Below are 17,848 nucleotides of genomic sequence, written 5' to 3'. Positions count from 1 at the left end.
GCGACAGAATCGCTTCGCGCGCAATTCTCGACACAAACTTTACCCGGGAGTTCGAACCCGCCGACCATGAACCGCGAGCGCTCTCGAAACCTGTACGACCGCGCACTGTCAGTGCTTCCGGGCGGCGTCAACTCCCCAGTCCGGGCCGTTCGCCCCTACCCCTTCTTCGTGAAGCGGGGCGACGGCGCGCACGTCATCGACGCCGACGGAAACCGGTACCTCGACTACGCGATGGGCTACGGCCCGCTGCTGTTGGGCCACGACCTGCCCCAGCCCGTTCAGTCGGCGATTCAGTCGCGCCTCTCGGACGGTCCGATGTACGGCGCGCCGACCGAGGTGGAGGTCGAACTCGCGGAGTTCGTCGCCCGCCACGTCCCGAGCGTCGAGATGGTCCGGTTCGTCAACAGCGGCACCGAGGCGACCGTCTCCGCCGTGCGCCTCGCCCGCGGCTACACCGACCGGGACAAAATCGTCGTCATGCAGGGCGGCTATCACGGCGCGCAGGAGTCGACCTTGGTGCAAGGCGAGTCCGGCCGTCCCGCCGAACCGAGTTCCGGCGGCATCCCCGCCGCCTTCGCGCGCGAGACGATTCCGGTCCCGTTCAACGACGAGGAGGCGCTCCGCGATGCGTTCGAGGAGCACGGCGAGGACGTCGCCTGCGTCCTCGCGGAACCCATCCTCGGCAACCACGGCGTCGTCCACCCCGTCGAGGGCTACCTCGAAACGCTCCGCGAGGTGACCGACGAGCACGGTTCGCTCCTCGTCTTCGACGAGGTCATCACGGGATTCCGCGTCGGCGGCTTGCAGTGCGCGCAGGGTAAGTTCGGCGTCACGCCCGACCTGACGACCTTCGGCAAGATCGTCGGCGGCGGCTTCCCCATCGGTGCCGTCGGCGGCCGGGCGGAGATCGTCGAGCAGTTCGCGCCGACCGGTCCCGTCTTCCAAGCCGGGACGTTCTCGGGCCACCCCGTGACGATGACCGCCGGACTCGAAACGCTCCGCTTCGCCGCGGAGAACGACGTGTACGACCACGTCGACGACCTCGGCGAGCGACTCCGGAGGGGACTGACCGACATCGTGGCCGACCGCGCCCCCGAGTACACCGTGGCGGGCACCGACAGCATCTTCAAGGTCATCTTCACCCGCGAGGGACCGAGCGACCGCGAGGGCCACTGCGAGGCCGGCTGTACGCAGGACGCGAACTGCCCCCGGTTCGACTACTGTCCCAAGTCCGGGGCCGACGTCGACCGAGCCGAGACCGAGCGGTGGGAACGCCTATTCCGCCCCGCCATGCTGGACCAGGGCGTCTTCCTCACGGCGAACCAGTTCGAAGCGCAGTTCGTCAGCTACGCGCACACCGAGGAGGACGTCGAGGCGACGCTGGAGGCGTACAAAGAGGCGCTGTAGAACCTCCCGCCGTAGCGGTCGTCGCACCGCGATCAAGCACAGTTTCCGGTGCGTTCGGGCGCATCTCGTGACCACCCTCGGCTACTCGCTTCTCGCGGGTTCGGTCGGTCTCCCCTTCGGTCTCGGCGGGGTGGTGCTCACCCTACTGACGATGCCCGACGCGGAAGCCCCCTTCGTCGACCCGGTCACCTCGGTCGGAGGACTCCTCGGAATCGCCATCGCGTTCGTCGCCCTCTCCGGGCTCTTCACCGGAATCATGGCGGCGTTCTCCGTCGCCTTCTACCGCGAGATTCGCGTCCCGACCTCCGGGTGAATCGAGCACCGGGCGGCGTCCGAGAGGCGACATTCGTTTTATCCCCCCGCCCTAACGAGCGACCAGATGCAACGTCCGAAGCTCTCCGGCGACCGCGTGAACTCCCGCTGGTGGTACTGGATAGCGGCGGTGCCGACGGTCTTCGCCTTCTGGCTGGTGACCGTCGCGTGGGTCGCGTTCGCCATATCGGTCGACCCCGGACTGGTCGGCGAGTCCGGGCCTCCGTTCGTCGTTCGCCTCTTTCTCGCCCTTCCCCAAGCGACGCTCGTCTCGCTGGTCGCGGTCGGCATCCCCTTCGTCGTGCTCACTGCGCTGTTTCCGTTCGCGGTGTTTCAAGACACGCAGGCCATCAACCGCGCCGAACTCGACTGGGAGCCGAGCGGGAACTACGCCCTCGTCGCGCTGGTCGGTCTCGTCGCGCTGGCCGGACTCGCGCTCACCGACCTCTCGCTCGCCGTCATCGTCGGGTTCGTCCTGAGCGTTCCGTTCTCCCTCTACTACCTCCGAAAACGCCACGAACACGTCGGCGTCCCGTGAGCGGCGATTCGAAGCCCCGACCGCGTCGAGGGAAGAGCCGTCCGAAGACCGCGACCCCGTCGCCCCACCGACCGTCGTAAAAGGCCGCGTTGCGAAGGTGGTTTCAACGTCGGGTTCTCACTGACGGATATGAGCTATCGCGGAACGGAACTCCGTCTCGCCACGCGGGGTTCGGATTTGGCCGTTCGACAGTCGGGGGAGGTAAAGGCGGCGCTGGAAGACCGCCGATTCACGGTCGAACTGGTCGAGGTGGAGACGACGGGCGACCGGTTGGACGACGCGCTCATCACCGAACTCGGGAAGACGGGCGCGTTCGTCCGGGACCTGGACCAGCGCGTGCTGGACGGCGACGTGGACGGGGCGATTCACTCGATGAAGGATATGCCGACCGAACACCCCGACGAACTCATCGTCGCGGGGGTTCCCGAGCGCGCGAGCGCGAACGACGCGCTCGTGACGCCAGACGGCAAATCCATCGACGAACTTCCGGAGGGCGCGGTCGTCGGAACGTCGAGCCTCCGCCGGAAGGCGCAGCTGCTGAACTACCGGCCCGACCTCGTCGTCGAACCCCTGCGCGGCAACGTCGACACGCGCGTCGAGAAACTGCTCGCTCCGACGCTCCAGTTGGAACATCAGGAACGAAGCGAGGAAGAGAGCGAGCGCAAGGCCCACGTCGGAAAGGACGACGATTACGAGTTCCCCTACGAGAAGACGGTCGAGGAGTGGTTCGACGACCTCGCCGAAGTCGAGCGCCGGGCGCTGGAGCGGGAGGTGGAGACGGAGTACGACGCCATCGTGCTCGCGGAAGCGGGCCTCCAGCGGAGCGGTCTCGCCCACCACGTCGAGTACCAGTCCCTCCCGCAGAAGGAGTTCGTCTCCGCCCCGGGACAGGGCGCGCTCGCGGTCGTCACGCTGGACACCGACCTCGCGGAGAACGTGCACACCGTCATCGACCACCCGCGAACGCGGGTCGAGACGACCGTCGAGCGAACCATCCTCCGCGAACTGAACGGCGGCTGTATCGCACCCATCGGCGTTCACGCCATCATCCAAGGCGAGAACGTCCACGTCGAGGCGCAGGTGTTCAGCGCTGACGGCTCGGAGGCGGTCTCGATCAAGCGCGACGTACCCGTGCAGACGCACGTCTCCGGCGCGAAGCGGGTCGCCGGCGAACTCGCGGAGCGCGGCGCTCGGGAGCTCATCGAGGCGGCCCGGGAGGACGAATGAGGGTCGCCGTCTTCCGCCCGGACGACGAGCGACTCGACGAGGCGGTGACCCTGCTGGAATCGCTCGGTGTCGACCCCGTGGCCGACCCGATGCTCGCGGTGAAACCGACCGGAAACACCCCTCGGAGCGCCGATTTCGTCGTGCTGACGAGCAAGACGGGCGTCGAACTCACGCACGAGGCCGACTGGTCTCCCGACGGCGCGACCGTCTGCGCCATCGGCGACTCGACCGCCGCCGCGCTCCGCGAGCGCGGCTACGACGCGGACGTCGTTCCCGACGAGTTCTCCTCGAACGGCCTCGTCTCGACGCTCGCCGACCGCGTCGAGGGCGAGAGCGTCGAAGTCGCCCGAAGCGACCACGGGAGCGAGGTGCTGACCGACGGCCTCGCCGACGCCGGAGCCGACGTTCACGAGACCGTTCTCTACGAACTCGTCCGCCCGGAGGGTGCGGGACGCTCGGCAGAACTCGCCGCGGAAGGGGAACTCGACGCGGCGCTGTTCACGTCGTCGCTCACGGTCGAGCACTTCCTCGCCGCCGCCGAAGAGCGCGGCATTCGGGACGAAGCGGTCGCGGGTCTCGAAGCGACCGTCGTCGGCGTGATCGGAGATCCGACGCGCGAGACGGCACGAGAGCACGGTCTCCGCGTCGACGTCGTCCCCGACGTCGCCTCCTTCGACCGGTTGGCGCGCGATGCGGTCGACCGTCTCCGCGAAAAAGCTGAACTTTAAACGATAGAACCTCCCCATGATGTACCTATGAGTGCCCCGGTTCCGGAACTGACGGAGCGCGCGACGGCGTGCGCGGACCGACTGCGCGACGCCGACGGCGTCCTGCTCGCCTCGCACATCGACGCCGACGGTCTGACGAGCGCCGCCATCGCGTCGTCCGCGCTCGAACGCGCGGGAATCCGGTTCGAGTCCGTGTTCAGCAAGCAACTCGACGCGGACGAGATAGCGTCCGTCGCGGCGACCGATTACGACACCGTCCTGTTCACCGACTTCGGAAGCGGACAACTCGACGTCATCGCGGAGCACGAGTCGGCGGGCGATTTCACGCCGGTCATCGCCGACCACCACCAGCCGGCCGACGCGGACACCGAGTTCCACCTCAATCCGCTGTTGTTCGGTATCGACGGTTCGTCGGAGCTCTCCGGCGCGGGGGCGAGCTACGTTCTCGCGCGGGCGCTCGAACCGGAAGACGCCGACAACCGGGACCTCGCGGCGCTCGCGGTCGTCGGGGCCGTCGGCGACATGCAGGTCTCGGACGGCGAACTCGTCGGTGCGAACGCGAACGTCGTGGAGGAGGGCATCGACGCCGGCGTCCTCGAAATCGGAACCGACCTCGCGCTGTACGGTAAGCAGACCCGCCCCCTCCCGAAGCTGTTGGAGTACGCGACCGACGTATACATTCCCGGCATCTCGAACGACCAGAACGGCGTCCTTCGGTTCCTCGACGGGCTCGGTATCGACCTCCGAGAAGACGGCGACTGGCGGCGCTGGGTCGATCTGACCGGCGACGAGAAACAGACCGTCGCCAGCGCGCTCGTCCGGCGCGCGGTGCGAAAGGGCGTCCCCGCCGAGAAGATAGACGGACTGGTCGGCACCTCCTACACGCTCGCCGGCGAAGTGAAAGGGACGGAACTCCGCGACGTGAGCGAGTTCTCGACGCTGCTCAACGCCACGGCGCGCTACGACCGGGCCGACGTCGGTCTCGCCGTCTGCCTCGGCGACCGCGACGCCGCGCTGGATAGGGCGCGAACCCTGTTGACGAACCACCGACGGAATCTCTCGGAAGCCATCGATTGGGTGCGGTCCGAGGGCGTCACTCGGGAGGACCACGTCCAGTGGTTCCACGCCGAAGACCGCGTCCGCGAGACCATCGTCGGCATCGTCGCGGGAATGGCGGTCGGTGCGGACGGCATCGACCGCGGAACGCCCATCGTCGCCTTCGCCCAGAAGAACGACGAGGAAGTGAAAGTCTCGGCGCGCGGAACGCCGGCCCTCACCCGCAAGGGTCTCGACCTCTCCGTCGTAATGAAAGAGGCGTCTCGCGCGGTCGGCGGCGACGGCGGCGGCCACAACGTCGCGGCGGGGGCGACGGTGCCGAAGGGACGAGAAGCGGCGTTCGTCGCGCACGCCGACGAACTGGTCGGCGAACAGCTCCGGTAGTTACTTCGTTTCTGTAGGTTCGCGCTTCGAGCCTCCCGTCGTTCGGCGATTCGAACGCCGACCTGATTACTCGCTACTCGTACCGTACTCGTCGGACGCCGGCCGCCGGCCCCGGTCGGTGAACGTCGCGCCGAGGGCACCGAACAGCGCCGCTCCCACGAACCGTCCTCAGAGACGGGCAGACTGAACGGCGTACTCCGTCGCGGACGGGCGCAGCGAAACCGCCGTTCCCGTCCAGCTTACGAGTGCGATTCCGATACCGTACGCGACGCCACCAACGGTGAATCCGACGACGACCCCCTCGAGGGTCGCCTCCTCGGTGCGTACGAGGTAGAATCCGCCGACCGCCGCGACTAGCGGTACTCCGAAGAACGCGAGGCTCCCGCCGACCGTGGCGATCGGCTGAAACCACGCATCGAGAAACGCGCGCGACGGCCTCGGCGAGGAAACGTTGGGGGAGTGCGAACAGAACGAAGACGGTCGCCGCGTGGACGAGAACGCCGAACCCGGCGAGAGCGACTCCGATTCGAACCGCGGACGGCCGGAACTTCATGTCTGCGACATCTTCTAAGATATCATATGCGTTCCGAACGCGAAGCGCTCCCGCTCGTCCGAATGTGGTCAGCACAACCCGAAGAAAGTCGATTCCGAAGGTAGCGGCGCTTCCGTCGGTGGAACCGCTTCTGAAGATTTCGTATAGCGATAAACGATTTATTTCGGCGAAACCGTCGATATACGGCATCGCCCAGAAACGGCCGGTTGACCGCCGGGAGTTCCCGGAAGCGTATCGAAGAGTGCCCGATTACCGGCCGACTCGTCACTCGGGACGGTCGCTCCCGCCGTACGCGGAGGAACATCCGATGGGAGGGAGCGAACTTCCGCTGGTGAACCGGTCGGCTCGACGCCCGGACGAAGTTCCTGGCGCTCCTCCGAAATGCCGTCCGGAAGGCGGCGGAGCGCTTCCACCGTTCGTGAGAGCTAAATTCGCGGTCGACTTCGAACGCGGGAAGACGAACCGCGTTCGCGCGATTCGGCTCTCCCACCGAATTCTATCGGAGTTCGGACCGGCATGAGGCGCGCCGAAGGACCTCACTCGCGGCTTCCGCTGCCGCCTCGTTCGTCACCGTCGACTTCTCAATCGCCGAAGCGGCTCGAAAGTCGGCCGAGCCGGGCGTACCCGCCGGTACCGGGATTCCTCCACGCTTCGAAGATACATCACATATCGCTATACGGAATTGGGGGCGGTCGTTCCGGTGTCGTACACCGAGCCGGGCGAACGAACCGTTGTCGAGGGGTCGGGGTTTCATCACCGAACGACGGGTCGTGCGGTCCCCTTCGAAACGCGACGAACCGCATCGACGGCGGCTTTTCGACGCGAGGGTCGGTCGGAGGTTCGCGCGGAACGATTCCATTTTTACCCGCTCCGCTCCACGTTCAGGGCATGACCGAGTTCGACCCCGAGAAGTTCGAGGATAAGTACGTCCACTACTTCAACGAACTCCAACGAGCGTACAAGGACGCCTTCAACTACATGAACGACCGGTACGACTCCGAACTCGTTCACGCGATCGACCAGCAGGTGCTGAACGAGAGCGAACCGTTCTACGAGGGAGACGGCGAGTTCCGCGTCGAACTCCCCGAGAATCCGGCCGACCGCGTGCAGGGCGTTCTCGCGGACGACGAGAAGATCGCGGAGACGGTGGACGTCTACGTCGAGCGTATCGAGTCCGAACTGCGTCGCGTTTTCGGTTTCGAATCGAACGAGTAGCGCTCGCGGCCGAGCGTCCCGTCGGGAATCGACGGAACCGGTAGAACGCGGTTCGTAACCGGCGAAAATCACCGAATTCGGGTCCGGGTTAGTGGAAAGGCCTAAGGAGGCTGGCCCCCTACGCCGGAACATGAGCACCGAGACTCAGGACGAAGCCGACGACTTGGAAGAACGGGTCAGCAACTTCCTGCGCCGTAACTTCCCCCAGATCCAAATGCACGGCGGGAGCGCCGCCATCCAGAACATCGACCGCGAAACCGGCGAGGTCACCATCATGCTCGGTGGCGCGTGCAGCGGCTGTGGTATCTCCCCGATGACGATTCAAGCGATCAAGAGCCGGATGGTCAAGGAGATTCCCGAAATCGAGAAGGTCAACGCCGACACCGGAATGGGCGGCGGCGGAATGGGCGGCGGTATGAGCCCGTCCTTCCCCGGCGAATCGAGCGACGACTCCGACGAAGACGAAGGTCCGCAGGCCCCGTTCTAATCCCGTATTTTTAGCTTTCGGCCGTTCCACGCCGGGAATCACGATATTTATCCCATCGGACGATGTAGCAGCCGACAGTATGACGAACGACGACGCCTCGGCGCAGAACGTCGTATTCGTGGTCATGGACACCGTCCGGAAGGACCACCTCTCGGTGTACGGATACGACCGACCCACGACGCCGGGCCTCGAACGGTTCGCGGAAGACGCGACCGTGTTCGAGCAGGCGGTCGCCCCCGCTCCGTGGACCCTGCCGGTACACGCCTCGCTGTTCACGGGAATGTATCCCAGCGAGCACGGTGCGAGCCAGGAAAATCCCTATCTGGAAGGCGCGACGACGCTCGCGCAGACGCTCTCCGCCGCCGGATACGGCACCGCTTGCTACTCCTCGAACGCGTGGATAACGCCGTACACCCATCTCACCGACGGTTTCGACGACCAGGATAATTTCTTCGAAGTGATGCCCGGCGACTTCCTCTCCGGACCGATGGCGAAGGCGTGGAAGGTGATGAACGACAACGAGAAGCTCCGCGCCGTCGCCGACAAACTCGTCAGCCTCGGCAACGTGGCGCACGAGTACCTCGCCAGCGGCGAGGGTGCGGACTCGAAGACGCCGCAGGTCATCGACAGCACCATCGAGTTCATCGACGACGCCGACGGCCCCTACTTCACGTTCATCAACCTGATGGACGCCCACCTGCCCTACCACCCGCCGAAGAAGTACCGGGAGCAGTTCGCACCCGGCGTCGATTCGACCGAGGTCTGCCAGAACTCGAAGGAGTACAACTGCGGCGCGCGCGACATCGACGAGGACGAGTGGGAGGACATCCGCGGCCTCTACGACGCCGAAATCCGGCATATCGACGACCAACTCGATCGACTGTTCTCGTGGCTCAAAGCGAACGACGAGTGGGACGACACGATGGTCGTCGTCTGCGCCGACCACGGCGAACTCCACGGCGAACACGACCTATACGGCCACGAGTTCTGCATCTACGACCCCGTCATCAACGTTCCGCTGCTGGTCAAACACCCCGACCTCGACCCCGGCGTGAGCGACCAACAGGTCGAACTCGTCGACCTCTACCACACCGTTCTCGACCACGCGGGCGTTTCTGGGTCGAACTCGACCAGACCCCTCGACGAAGCGCGGTCGCTGCTCGGCGCGGACTACCGGTCGTTCGCGGAGGACGTGCCGGGCGGCGGCGAGTGCGCTTTCGTGGAGTACTACCGCCCCGTGGTCGAACTGAAACAGCTCGAGGAGAAGGCCAAGCGGGCGAACATCACGCTCGACGAGGACTCTCGCTTCTACTCGCGGATGCGGGCCGCGCGCAGGCCGGACGCGAAGTACATCCGAAACGAGCGCATCGAAGACGAGTTCTACCATCTGGACGAGGACCCCGGCGAACGCCGCAACGCCCGCGGCGAGGGAAGCGACGAGGAAGTCGAACTCGAAGCCGCGCTCTCCGCGTTCGAGGAGACCGTCGGCGGCGAGTGGAACGAAGTCGGCGACGAGGACGTGCTCGGCGATATGAGCGACGACGCGAAAGACCGGCTGCAAGACCTCGGCTACATCGACTAGCGTGACGGACGAGTCGGCATCGGACGGCGGGAAGGCGCTGTCCGCAGGACTTACGGAGCGGTTCGGCACCGGCAAGCTACTGCTGGGGTTCGTCGTCGCAGGTATCCTCATCTACCTGCTCGTCATGGTCGCGGGCTGGCGGCGGGTGTTGGACGCCCTCGAAGGGGCGGACTACACGTGGGTCTGGGTCGCCTGCGCTTCGACCGTCATCGGGCTGGCCGCGTGGGGGAAAGCGTGGCAGATCGTGCTCGCGGTGCTCGACATCGAAGTGCGGTTCAAACGCCTCGTCGTCACCTACTTCGCGGCGACGTTCGCCAACTACGTCACCCCGCTCGGACAGGCGGGCGGCGAGCCGTTCATCGCGTACATCCTCTCGCGCGACACGGAAGCGAGCTACGAGGACAGCCTCGCCAGCGTCGTGACGGCGGACCTCCTCAACCTGCTTCCGTTCTTCAACTTCGCCGCCCTCGGGTTGAGCTACCTGCTCCTCCGGGCGTCGCTACCGGACGGCGCGAAGCGGCTCGCGCAGGGGCTCGTCGTGCTGGCGTTCGGCGTCCCGGCGATAGCGTACGCCGGATGGCGATACCGGCAGGGGGTCGAAGATATCGTGCTCACGCTCATTGGGCCCCTCGCCAACCGAACGAGCCGAATCACGCTCGACGGCGTCAGAGCGCGCATCGACCGGTTCTACAACTCGTTGGAGCGCATCGCGGACGAACCCCGCGAACTGCTGTTCGCGCTCGTCTTCTCGTACACCGGTTGGGTCTTCTTCGCCCTCCCGCTGTACTTCGCGGGACGGTCGCTCGGTCTCCCCCTCGAACTGGTGCTCGTGCTCTTCATCGTCCCGGCGAGCACGCTGGCGGGTTTGACCCCGACGCCGGGCGGGCTGGCGGGCGTCGAGGCGGCGCTGGTCGTCCTCATCGTCGCGCTCGTCCCGACGATCGCACCGGGGTCCGCGGTCGCGGCCGCGCTCATCTATCGGTTCGCGAGCTACTGGTTCGTCCTCGGCGTGAGCGGTCTGGCGGCGCTGTTCGTCATCATGCGCTCGTGAGCGGACTCACCCCGTCGACGTTCTCGCGTTCCCACGCCCTGACGAGACCGGCGAGCGTCCGATTCACGGGCGTCTCGACGCCGCGTTCGCACCCTCGCGAGGCGACGTACCCGTTTATCGCGCCGATCTCCGTCCGGCGACCCGCCTCCACGTCCTGTCGCATCGAGGAGGTGTTCGCCGCGGTCGCTTCCGCGACCGCGGCGACCGCGGCGACGGCGTCCTCGTCGGCGAGTTCGACGCCTTCCGCGCGAGCGACCGCGGCCGTCTCGCGGGCCGCCGCCGCCGCTATCTCCCGGGCGTCCCCCGCCGCGAGCGCCCCGTTCTCCGCTCGGGCGAGCGCGGTCGTCGGATTGATCCCCGCGTTCACGGCGAGTTTCTCCCAGAGGCGGCGGGGCATATCCTCCGCGACCTCCGCCTCGATTCCCGCCTCGGCGAAGGCTGCTCCGACGCGGCGCGCCGCGTCAGAGCGACCGCCCTCGCGCGCGCCGAGGACGATTTCGCCGACGCCCGTACACTCGACCTCGCCCGGCGCGGTGCGAACTGCGCCGTAGGTCGCGGTGCCGGCGAGGACGGGGCAGTTCACGCGCTCGGCCAGCGTCTCCTCGTTGCCCATCCCGTTCTGGAGCGAGAGCACGGCGTCGAACTCGCCGGTCGCCAGTCGGCGCGCCGCGTCCTCGGTGTCGAAGGCTTTGACCGTCACCACCGCGCAGTCGGCGCGTAACTCTGTTCCGTCTACGGTCGCGTCCGGCCGGGCGCGAAAATCGAACTCGCCGCCGACGCGCAACCCGGACCCGCGCACCGCCGTCGCGTGGGGGTCGCGGGCGACGAGCGTGACCGCGTGCTCGCGGGCGAGCAGTCCGCCCACGAGGCTCCCGAGGCTGCCCGCACCGAACACGACGATGTCCATACCCGACCGAGGCGGTCGGGGGTGAAAAATTCAGTCCTCTTTCCAGTAGTAGAGTTCCTCTTTCGGGGCGTCGCAGTTCGGGCACTCGTCCGGAAGCCCCTCGTCCAAGTCGCCCATCTCCCCGCAGTTCGTGCACCGCCACATCAACTCGGCCTCGCCGAGTTCGTGGCCGGACCGAGCGTGGCCGACGGAGAGGGCTTCGTAGCCGTCGCGCATCGTGGCGTAGAAGCCGGCCTCGTCGAAGCCCCGTATGCTGCCGATCTGCTGGCCGTCCTCGTCGTAGACGGCCTGTCCAAGGTCGAGCTGTTCCACGTTGGTATCCTCGTTCGGTTTCTCTCCAGAATCGCCCACCATGTCAGAAGTTTCGTCGTTCACCCCCTTAAATCCGACCGCCGACGATCGGTTTCGTAGTCGTCGAATGCGACCGGTCGGCCGCGTTTCCGTTTCCGGCGACCGTGGCACGGATTTATCGACTTGCGTTTGCAGGCGTCACGTTCACCCGTCGAACGGTTGAACGAAAGAAACGCCCGAAACGGGAGATTCATGGAAACCGATATCGAGTTCGATTCGAAATACAGTCAGGTGACGACGGAGCACGAGACCATCGAACAGTGGGTCGAAGACCGCGGCGGCGAACCCGCGACCGTCGAGTCCACCGCCGACGGCGGGGCTGGCATCCTCCGTCTCCAGTTTCCGGATACCGCCGACGATCACGACGAGTTGGTGCCCGTCGAGTGGGACGAGTGGTTCGAGAAGTTCGAGTCCGAAGACCTCGCGTTCGTCTACCAGGTGAAGACCGAGAGCGGAAACACGAGCCGATTCTACAAACTGGTCGACAGGAAGACCGCCCGACGACACTCCTGACGGAGCGGCGCAGAATCTGTCGCCCCCGACGCGTTTTTGCCCGCCGAACCGAAACCAACCGCGCATGCAAGCAGTTACGCTCGGGCCGGCGGGAACCTACTCGCACCGCGCCGCCAGCGCGGTCGCCGACGACGTCGAGTTCCGCGAGTCGGTCACCGCCATCGTCGAATCGGTCGTCGACGGCGAGTACCCTCGCGGCGTCGTACCGATAGAGAACAGCATCGAAGGGAGCGTCACGGGGACGCTCGACGCCCTCGCCGGGAACGACGTGGCGGTCGTCCGCGAACTCGTGACGCCGATCCGCCACGCCTTGATGGCCCGCGGCGAGGAGTTCGAGACGGTCGCCAGCCACGCGCAGGCGCTCGCGCAGTGCCGAACGTACCTCGAAACCGAGTATCCCGGCGTGAAGCGAGAGGCGGTCGCCAGCACCGCGCGCGGCGTCGAGCGCGCCCGCGACGACCCCTCCGTGGCGGCCATCGCCCACCCGGACAACGCCGAGGAACTGACCGTCCTCGCCGAGGATATTCAGGAACGAACCTCGAACGCGACGCGCTTTTTCGTCGTCGCCCCCGCGAACGAGCGCTCTCTCGCGGGCGGGAAGACCTCCCTCGTCGTCTATCCCGGGGCGAACTACCCCGGACTGCTGCTGGCGCTCCTCGAACCGTTCGCGGAGCGGGACATCAACCTCACCCGGGTCGAGTCGCGTCCGAGCGGCGAGCGCCTCGGCGACTACGTCTTCCACCTCGATTTCGAGGCGGGTCTGTACGAAAACCGCGCCGAGCAGGCCGTCGCGGAGATCGAAGCCCTCGCCGAGAACGGCTGGGTGCGCCGCCTCGGTTCGTACGACACCGAGCACGTCCTGTTCGGCTCGGCGTGAACTATTAGGCTCCGCGCGTCGAATCTCCCTCGGGGTGAAAGGATGGCCAGACGAAGGAATCCATTCGACGAAATCGAGGAGATGTTCGAACGAATGAGCCGCCAGTTCGAAGGTATGGGTCGACAATTGGAATCCGGCGGAATGGACTTGCAGAGCGGCGGGATGTCACTCGATATGGCCGACCGCGGCGACGAGTTCGTCGTCACCGCCGACCTGCCCGGATTCCGGAAGGAGGATATCGACCTCACGCTGCGGGACGACCGCCTCCGAATCGCGGCCCAGCACGAAGAGGAGACGGAGGAGGGCGACGAGGAGTACATCCGAAAGGAGCGAAGCCGACGCTCGATGAACCGAACCGTCACGCTGCCCGACCGAGTGGACGAATCGAACGTCTCCGCGGAGTACCGAAACGGCGTGTTGACGGTGACGCTGCCGAAAGCCGACGGGAGCGACGAATCGCACGACATCGAGGTCAGCTAACCCCGAGCGAGGTAGCTGACTCGAGGCTCGGCGCAACCACAAGCGGCTTTTTCCTCCGGGCGCTATCGCCGAACATGACCCTCGAAGCAGGCGACGACGCGCCCGACGTGACCGCGACGAACCAAGACGGCGAGACCGTCTCGCCGTCCTTCGAAGCCCCGGCGGTGCTGTACTTCTATCCGCGCGACGACACGCCCGGTTGCACGGTCGAGGCGAAGCAGTTCAACGAGGAACTCGAAACGTACCGCGACGCCGGCGTCGCGGTGTACGGCGTTTCGACCGACGACGTGCGGAGCCACGAGTCCTTCGCGGAGAAGTACGACATCGGCTTCGACCTGCTGGCCGACCCGGAGGGGGAGATAGCGGACGCCTTCGGCGTCGAAGTCGAACGTGACGCCGCTCCCCGGACGACCTTCGTCCTCGCGGAGGACGAAGTGCAGGCGGTCTATCGCGGGGTCGACCCCGACGGACACGCCCGCGAAGTGCTGTCCGAGATGCTGGACGAGCAACTCGTAACGTTGGAGTAAGGGCGTCTTCGACCCGTTTTCGATCGGTTTTCCTCGGTCGCCTCGCGGTCGCCTCGGAAGTCGCGTTCTCGGACGAAACCGGGCGACCGCAGCGACGGAGACGTTCGGTTCGTTCTCCGAAACCATCCCCCGTAGCGAGTGGATCAAACCAGTCGCGGATCGGACGGTCGAGGAGATCGCGCGACCGACTCCCACCCCTCGGGCCACTCGCCGCCGCGCTTCGGCGGCGTGAGCCCGAACGTCACGGGGTGGAACGAGACGCGCTCGAACGACTCCGCGGCGACGTTCCCGACGAACTCCGCGACTTCGCGCTTCGAGGATATGCCGCCGCCGTCGAGGTTGTAGTAGCCCGTGAACGCCTGAAACACCGTGATCTGCTCGTACTCGGCGAGTTCGCCCTCGTCCACGTAGTAGAACAGTTTCGCCGTGTTGTTGACGGGGTCGGCCCTGCGCCACTCCAGTTCGACCGCGACGAAACGGTCGTCGGTGCGGCCCGCGACGTCGACCGGGGTGCGCCGGATTCGGTGCTCCGTCCCCCACGCGAAGCGCGGCAGTCGCTCGGCGAGGGTGTCGCGGATGCGGTCGCGCGCGGCCTCGGCGAACTCGCCCACGAGCTGGCCCCACTCGGGTCGGTCGTATCAATCTTTCGACCTCTGAGCAAGAATTGCCGCAACCTGACAGGGCGGCCAGTCAAGTATGGTTGTTCTTTTAATCGTCAGTGCGAAAGAGGGTGTATGGACTACGACCCACGGGAAATTGAATCGAAGTGGCAGTCTCGATGGGCGGACGAGGGCCGATACGAGGTCGACCCGTCCGACGAGGAGGCCACCTTCGTCACTGTACCGTACCCCTATCCGAGCGGGGGGATGCACATCGGGCACGCCAGAACCTACACCGTGCCGGACGTGTGGGCGCGCTACCGCCGACTGCGGGGCGACAACGTTCTGTTCCCCATCGCGTGGCACGTCACCGGGACGCCCATCGTCGGGGCCGTCGAACGCCTGAAGAAGCGCGAGGAGAACCAGATGCGGGTCCTGCAGGACGTCTACGGCATCTCCGACGAGGACCTGAAGGAGATGGAGACGCCGATGGGGTACGCCCGCCACTTCATCGAGAACAGCTACAAGGCGAACATGAAGTCGCTGGGGCTGTCCATCGACTGGCGGCGCGAGTTCACGACCGACGACGACCGCTACTCCAAGTTCATCACGTGGCAGTACGAGACCCTGAAGGAGCGCGGTCTGCTGGAGAAGGGCCTGCACCCCGTCAAGTACTGCACGAACGAGAAGAACCCCGTCACCACCCACGACCTGGCGGAAGGCGAGGAGGCCGAGTTCCAGGAGTACACGCTGGTCAAGTTCGGCTGGTCCGAGGACGGCCGCGACGTCACGGTTCCGATGGCGACCCTGCGCCCCGAGACGGTTCGGGGCGTCACGAACGCCTACATCGACCCCGACGCCGACTACGTCGAGGCCGACGTGGACGGCGAGCGGTGGTTGGTCTCCGAGAGCGCGGCCGGAAAGCTGGAACTGCAGGCCCACGAAGTCGAAGTCCGCGACCACTTCGCGGGCGAACGACTGGTCGGCGAGCGCGTCACGAATCCCGTCACGGGCGACGACGTGCTCGTCCTGCCCGCGGGGTTCGTGGACGCCGACAACGCCACGGGGGTCGTGATGTCCGTCCCGGCCCACAGCCCCGACGACTGGGTGGCCCTGCAGGAGGCGAAGGCGGACGACGAACGGATGGAGCGGTACGGCATCGACCCCGCCGAGGTCGACGCCATCGAACCGAAGGCCATCATCGACGTGGAGGGATACGGCGAGTTCCCCGCGCGGGACGCGGTCGAAGAGCGCGGCATCGAGGACGCCGCGGACCCCGCGCTGAAGGAGGCCACGCAGGAGGTCTACAACCGCGAGTTCCACGGCGGAACCCTGCGCAAGATGTACGGCGACTACGCCGGCGAGGTCGTCGAGGACGTGCGCGACGAGTTGAAAGCCGATTTCCAGCGGCGGGGGTCGTTCGGGTCGATGCACGAGTTCAGCGAGGAGGTCGTCTGTCGCTGCGGCGGTGCCGTGGAGGTCGCCGAGCAGGAGACGTGGTTCCTGCGCTACAACGACCCCGAGTGGAAGGAGAAGGCCCACGACGCGGTCGCCGGACTGGACGCGATTCCGGAGAACACTCGCGAACAGTACGACCACACCGTCGACTGGCTGAACGAGTGGCCCTGCATCCGAAACTACGGGTTGGGGACGCGCCTGCCGTGGGACCCGAACTTCGTCATCGAACCGCTGTCCGATTCGACCATCTACATGGCGTACTACACCGTCGCCCACCGACTGGCGGACGTGCCGCCGGAGGAGATGGACGGGGAGTTCTTCGACACGCTCTTCTTCGGTAGCGAGGCGGTGGACGACCCCGACGAGACTGCGATGCAACTGCGCGAGGAGTGGGACTACTGGTATCCGGTCGACTACCGCTGTTCGGGCAACGACCTCGTCAGCAACCACCTGACCTTCTTCCTGTTCCACCACGCGGAACTGTTCGAGAAGCCGAACTGGCCGCAGGGCATCACCGTCATGGGCATGGGACTGCTGGAGGGCGAGAAGATGTCCTCCTCGAAGGGCCACGTCGTCCTGCCGGAGGAAGCCATCGAGCGGTACGGCGCGGACACGGTGCGCTTCTTCCTGATGAACAGCGCCGAACCGTGGCAGGATTACGACTGGCGCTCCGACCAGGTCGAGAGCACGCAGAACCAACTGCGGCGGTTCTGGAACCGCGCCGTCGACGTAATAGAAACCGACGACGGCGAGCGCGACCTGCGACGCATCGACCGCTGGCTGCTGTCGAAACTGCAGGCGACGGTGCGGGAGGCCACCGAAGCGATGGACCGGTTCGAGACGCGCACCGCGAGTCAAGCCGCCTTCTACGGCTTCGAGGAGCACCTGAAGTGGTACCGCAAGCGAACCGACGCGAGCAGGCCGGGCGCGCGCTGGACGCTGCGGGAGGTCCTGCGCACCCGCCTGCGCCTGCTGGCTCCCTTCGTCCCGTTCATGGCGACGGAACTCCACGAGCGCCTGACGGGCGACCCCATCGCCGACGCCGAGTGGCCCGAACCGAACCCCGAGTTCGAGAGCACCGCGACCGAACTCGAAGAGGAGTTGGTCGCGGGGTTGACCGAGGACGTGCGCGACATCGTCGACGTGACCGACACCGACCCCGAGACGGTTCGGGTGTACGTCGCCGCCGACTGGAAGGGGAGGGTGCTCTCGGAAGTCGTCGAGAGCGGCCCGAACGTCGGCGCGGTGATGGGCGAGGTAATGCAGGACGAGGAGCTGCGCGAGAAGGGCGACGAGGTGAACCAACTGGTGCAGAAACTCGCGGAGGACGTGCGCGAGCGTCCGAACGAGCAGGTCGCTGCCCTGTCAGAAGTGGACGAACTGGCGGTGTACGAAGAGAGTAGCGACTTCTTCGAACGCGAGTTCGACGCCGAGGTGGAGATATACCGCGAGGGCGAGGACGCCTACGATCCCGCGGACAAAGCGCGTCACGCGACGCCGCTTCGCCCCGCCGTGCACCTGGAGGGGTAGCGCCACGGCCCTCGGTGTGGGATGCCACCGAAAGTCGAACTATCCCCCGCGCGAACGTTTATCGTC

18 protein-coding genes are annotated in these 17,848 nt (G+C 66.3%); 15 read left to right on the top strand and 3 right to left on the bottom strand.

All coding sequences use genetic code 11. From position 1 onward, the window contains the following. Window positions 1-66 precede the first annotated feature (66 nt). The 10 genes from hemL (at window position 67) to LIX00_RS09370 (ending at window position 10,540) form a co-directional block, all read left to right on the top strand. Window positions 67-1,407: a glutamate-1-semialdehyde 2,1-aminomutase gene (gene hemL, locus LIX00_RS09415; protein ID WP_227352936.1), complete on the top strand. Its 1,341-nt coding sequence runs from the start codon at window positions 67-69 to the stop codon at window positions 1,405-1,407. A 31-nt stretch (window positions 1,408-1,438) separates the two neighbouring features. Next, complete coding sequence (locus LIX00_RS09410; protein WP_438267073.1) at window positions 1,439-1,720, top strand: DUF7847 domain-containing protein; 282 nt, start codon at window positions 1,439-1,441, stop codon at window positions 1,718-1,720. Window positions 1,721-1,786: 66 nt separating this feature from the next. Continuing rightward, complete coding sequence (locus tag LIX00_RS09405) at window positions 1,787-2,257, top strand: hypothetical protein (RefSeq protein ID WP_227352934.1); 471 nt, start codon at window positions 1,787-1,789, stop codon at window positions 2,255-2,257. 129 nt (window positions 2,258-2,386) lie between these two features. Continuing rightward, window positions 2,387-3,484, top strand: coding sequence for a hydroxymethylbilane synthase (gene hemC, locus LIX00_RS09400; RefSeq protein ID WP_227352933.1), 1,098 nt, complete (start codon window positions 2,387-2,389; stop codon window positions 3,482-3,484). Beyond that, window positions 3,481-4,212 carry a uroporphyrinogen-III synthase gene (locus LIX00_RS09395; protein WP_227352932.1) on the top strand — a complete coding sequence of 244 codons (732 nt, stop codon included), beginning with the start codon at window positions 3,481-3,483 and terminating at the stop codon, window positions 4,210-4,212. The genes hemC and LIX00_RS09395 overlap by 4 nt, the downstream gene beginning before the upstream one ends. Window positions 4,213-4,239: 27 nt before the next feature. Continuing rightward, window positions 4,240-5,652 (top strand): RecJ family nuclease, encoded by a 1,413-nt coding sequence (recJ, locus tag LIX00_RS09390; RefSeq protein ID WP_227352931.1) that lies wholly within the window; start codon window positions 4,240-4,242, stop codon window positions 5,650-5,652. 1,441 nt (window positions 5,653-7,093) lie between these two features. Next, window positions 7,094-7,420, top strand: a complete 327-nt coding sequence (locus LIX00_RS09385; RefSeq protein ID WP_227352930.1) for a DUF5783 family protein — start codon at window positions 7,094-7,096, stop codon at window positions 7,418-7,420. 130 nt (window positions 7,421-7,550) lie between these two features. After that, entirely contained in the window at window positions 7,551-7,907 is a 357-nt protein-coding gene (locus tag LIX00_RS09380; protein WP_227352929.1) for a NifU family protein, read from the top strand. A 79-nt stretch (window positions 7,908-7,986) separates the two neighbouring features. Beyond that, window positions 7,987-9,489: a sulfatase gene (locus LIX00_RS09375; RefSeq protein WP_227352928.1), complete on the top strand. Its 1,503-nt coding sequence runs from the start codon at window positions 7,987-7,989 to the stop codon at window positions 9,487-9,489. Window position 9,490: 1 nt separating this feature from the next. Continuing rightward, on the top strand, window positions 9,491-10,540 hold the full coding sequence (locus tag LIX00_RS09370) for a lysylphosphatidylglycerol synthase transmembrane domain-containing protein (protein WP_227352927.1): 1,050 nt from the start codon (window positions 9,491-9,493) through the stop codon (window positions 10,538-10,540). Here LIX00_RS09370 and LIX00_RS09365 read toward each other — a convergent pair. Both LIX00_RS09365 and LIX00_RS09360 read right to left on the bottom strand, forming a co-directional pair. Next, entirely contained in the window at window positions 10,527-11,447 is a 921-nt protein-coding gene (locus tag LIX00_RS09365) for a ketopantoate reductase family protein (RefSeq protein ID WP_227352926.1), read from the bottom strand. The genes LIX00_RS09370 and LIX00_RS09365 overlap by 14 nt on opposite strands. A 30-nt stretch (window positions 11,448-11,477) precedes the next feature. Continuing rightward, window positions 11,478-11,801, bottom strand: a complete 324-nt coding sequence (locus LIX00_RS09360; protein WP_227352925.1) for a DUF7130 family rubredoxin-like protein — start codon at window positions 11,799-11,801, stop codon at window positions 11,478-11,480. Window positions 11,802-11,990: 189 nt separating this feature from the next. Between LIX00_RS09360 and LIX00_RS09355 the strand changes: the two genes are divergently transcribed. From LIX00_RS09355 to LIX00_RS09340, 4 genes are all read left to right on the top strand, one after another. Beyond that, window positions 11,991-12,311, top strand: coding sequence for a hypothetical protein (locus tag LIX00_RS09355; RefSeq protein WP_227352924.1), 321 nt, complete (start codon window positions 11,991-11,993; stop codon window positions 12,309-12,311). A gap of 64 nt (window positions 12,312-12,375) precedes the next feature. Next, window positions 12,376-13,188, top strand: a complete 813-nt coding sequence (gene pheA / locus LIX00_RS09350) for a prephenate dehydratase (protein WP_227352923.1) — start codon at window positions 12,376-12,378, stop codon at window positions 13,186-13,188. A gap of 42 nt (window positions 13,189-13,230) precedes the next feature. Continuing rightward, complete coding sequence (locus LIX00_RS09345; protein WP_227352922.1) at window positions 13,231-13,668, top strand: Hsp20/alpha crystallin family protein; 438 nt, start codon at window positions 13,231-13,233, stop codon at window positions 13,666-13,668. A gap of 74 nt (window positions 13,669-13,742) precedes the next feature. After that, on the top strand, window positions 13,743-14,195 hold the full coding sequence (locus tag LIX00_RS09340; protein WP_227352921.1) for a peroxiredoxin: 453 nt from the start codon (window positions 13,743-13,745) through the stop codon (window positions 14,193-14,195). A 143-nt stretch (window positions 14,196-14,338) separates the two neighbouring features. Here LIX00_RS09340 and LIX00_RS09335 read toward each other — a convergent pair whose 3' ends face one another. Continuing rightward, on the bottom strand, window positions 14,339-14,806 hold the full coding sequence (locus LIX00_RS09335) for a hypothetical protein (protein WP_227352920.1): 468 nt from the start codon (window positions 14,804-14,806) through the stop codon (window positions 14,339-14,341). Between the two features lie 123 nt (window positions 14,807-14,929). Between LIX00_RS09335 and leuS the strand changes: the two genes are divergently transcribed. After that, window positions 14,930-17,782 carry a leucine--tRNA ligase gene (gene leuS, locus LIX00_RS09330; protein ID WP_227352919.1) on the top strand — a complete coding sequence of 951 codons (2,853 nt, stop codon included), beginning with the start codon at window positions 14,930-14,932 and terminating at the stop codon, window positions 17,780-17,782. Window positions 17,783-17,848 lie beyond the last annotated feature (66 nt).

Source organism: Haladaptatus salinisoli (assembly GCF_020614375.1).
Lineage (GTDB): Archaea > Halobacteriota > Halobacteria > Halobacteriales > Haladaptataceae > Haladaptatus > Haladaptatus salinisoli.
The sequence above is the reverse complement of the archived record's forward strand: the minus strand, read 5'-3'. Positions and strand labels throughout refer to the sequence as shown.

Bases quoted from the DNA above. Each gene is read 5' to 3' on its own strand.
- LIX00_RS09375 (WP_227352928.1), top strand. From the start codon at position 7,987: ATGACGAACGACGACGCCTCGGCGCAGAACGTCGTATTCGTGGTCATG.
- LIX00_RS09345 (WP_227352922.1), top strand. From the start codon at position 13,231: ATGGCCAGACGAAGGAATCCATTCGACGAAATCGAGGAGATGTTCGAA.
- recJ (WP_227352931.1), top strand. From the start codon at position 4,240: ATGAGTGCCCCGGTTCCGGAACTGACGGAGCGCGCGACGGCGTGCGCG.
- LIX00_RS09355 (WP_227352924.1), top strand. From the start codon at position 11,991: ATGGAAACCGATATCGAGTTCGATTCGAAATACAGTCAGGTGACGACG.
- LIX00_RS09380 (WP_227352929.1), top strand. From the start codon at position 7,551: ATGAGCACCGAGACTCAGGACGAAGCCGACGACTTGGAAGAACGGGTC.
- hemL (WP_227352936.1), top strand. From the start codon at position 67: ATGAACCGCGAGCGCTCTCGAAACCTGTACGACCGCGCACTGTCAGTG.
- LIX00_RS09340 (WP_227352921.1), top strand. From the start codon at position 13,743: ATGACCCTCGAAGCAGGCGACGACGCGCCCGACGTGACCGCGACGAAC.
- LIX00_RS09360 (WP_227352925.1), bottom strand. From the start codon at position 11,801: ATGGTGGGCGATTCTGGAGAGAAACCGAACGAGGATACCAACGTGGAA.
- LIX00_RS09405 (WP_227352934.1), top strand. From the start codon at position 1,787: ATGCAACGTCCGAAGCTCTCCGGCGACCGCGTGAACTCCCGCTGGTGG.
- LIX00_RS09365 (WP_227352926.1), bottom strand. From the start codon at position 11,447: ATGGACATCGTCGTGTTCGGTGCGGGCAGCCTCGGGAGCCTCGTGGGC.
- LIX00_RS09395 (WP_227352932.1), top strand. From the start codon at position 3,481: ATGAGGGTCGCCGTCTTCCGCCCGGACGACGAGCGACTCGACGAGGCG.
- LIX00_RS09385 (WP_227352930.1), top strand. From the start codon at position 7,094: ATGACCGAGTTCGACCCCGAGAAGTTCGAGGATAAGTACGTCCACTAC.
- pheA (WP_227352923.1), top strand. From the start codon at position 12,376: ATGCAAGCAGTTACGCTCGGGCCGGCGGGAACCTACTCGCACCGCGCC.
- hemC (WP_227352933.1), top strand. From the start codon at position 2,387: ATGAGCTATCGCGGAACGGAACTCCGTCTCGCCACGCGGGGTTCGGAT.
- leuS (WP_227352919.1), top strand. From the start codon at position 14,930: ATGGACTACGACCCACGGGAAATTGAATCGAAGTGGCAGTCTCGATGG.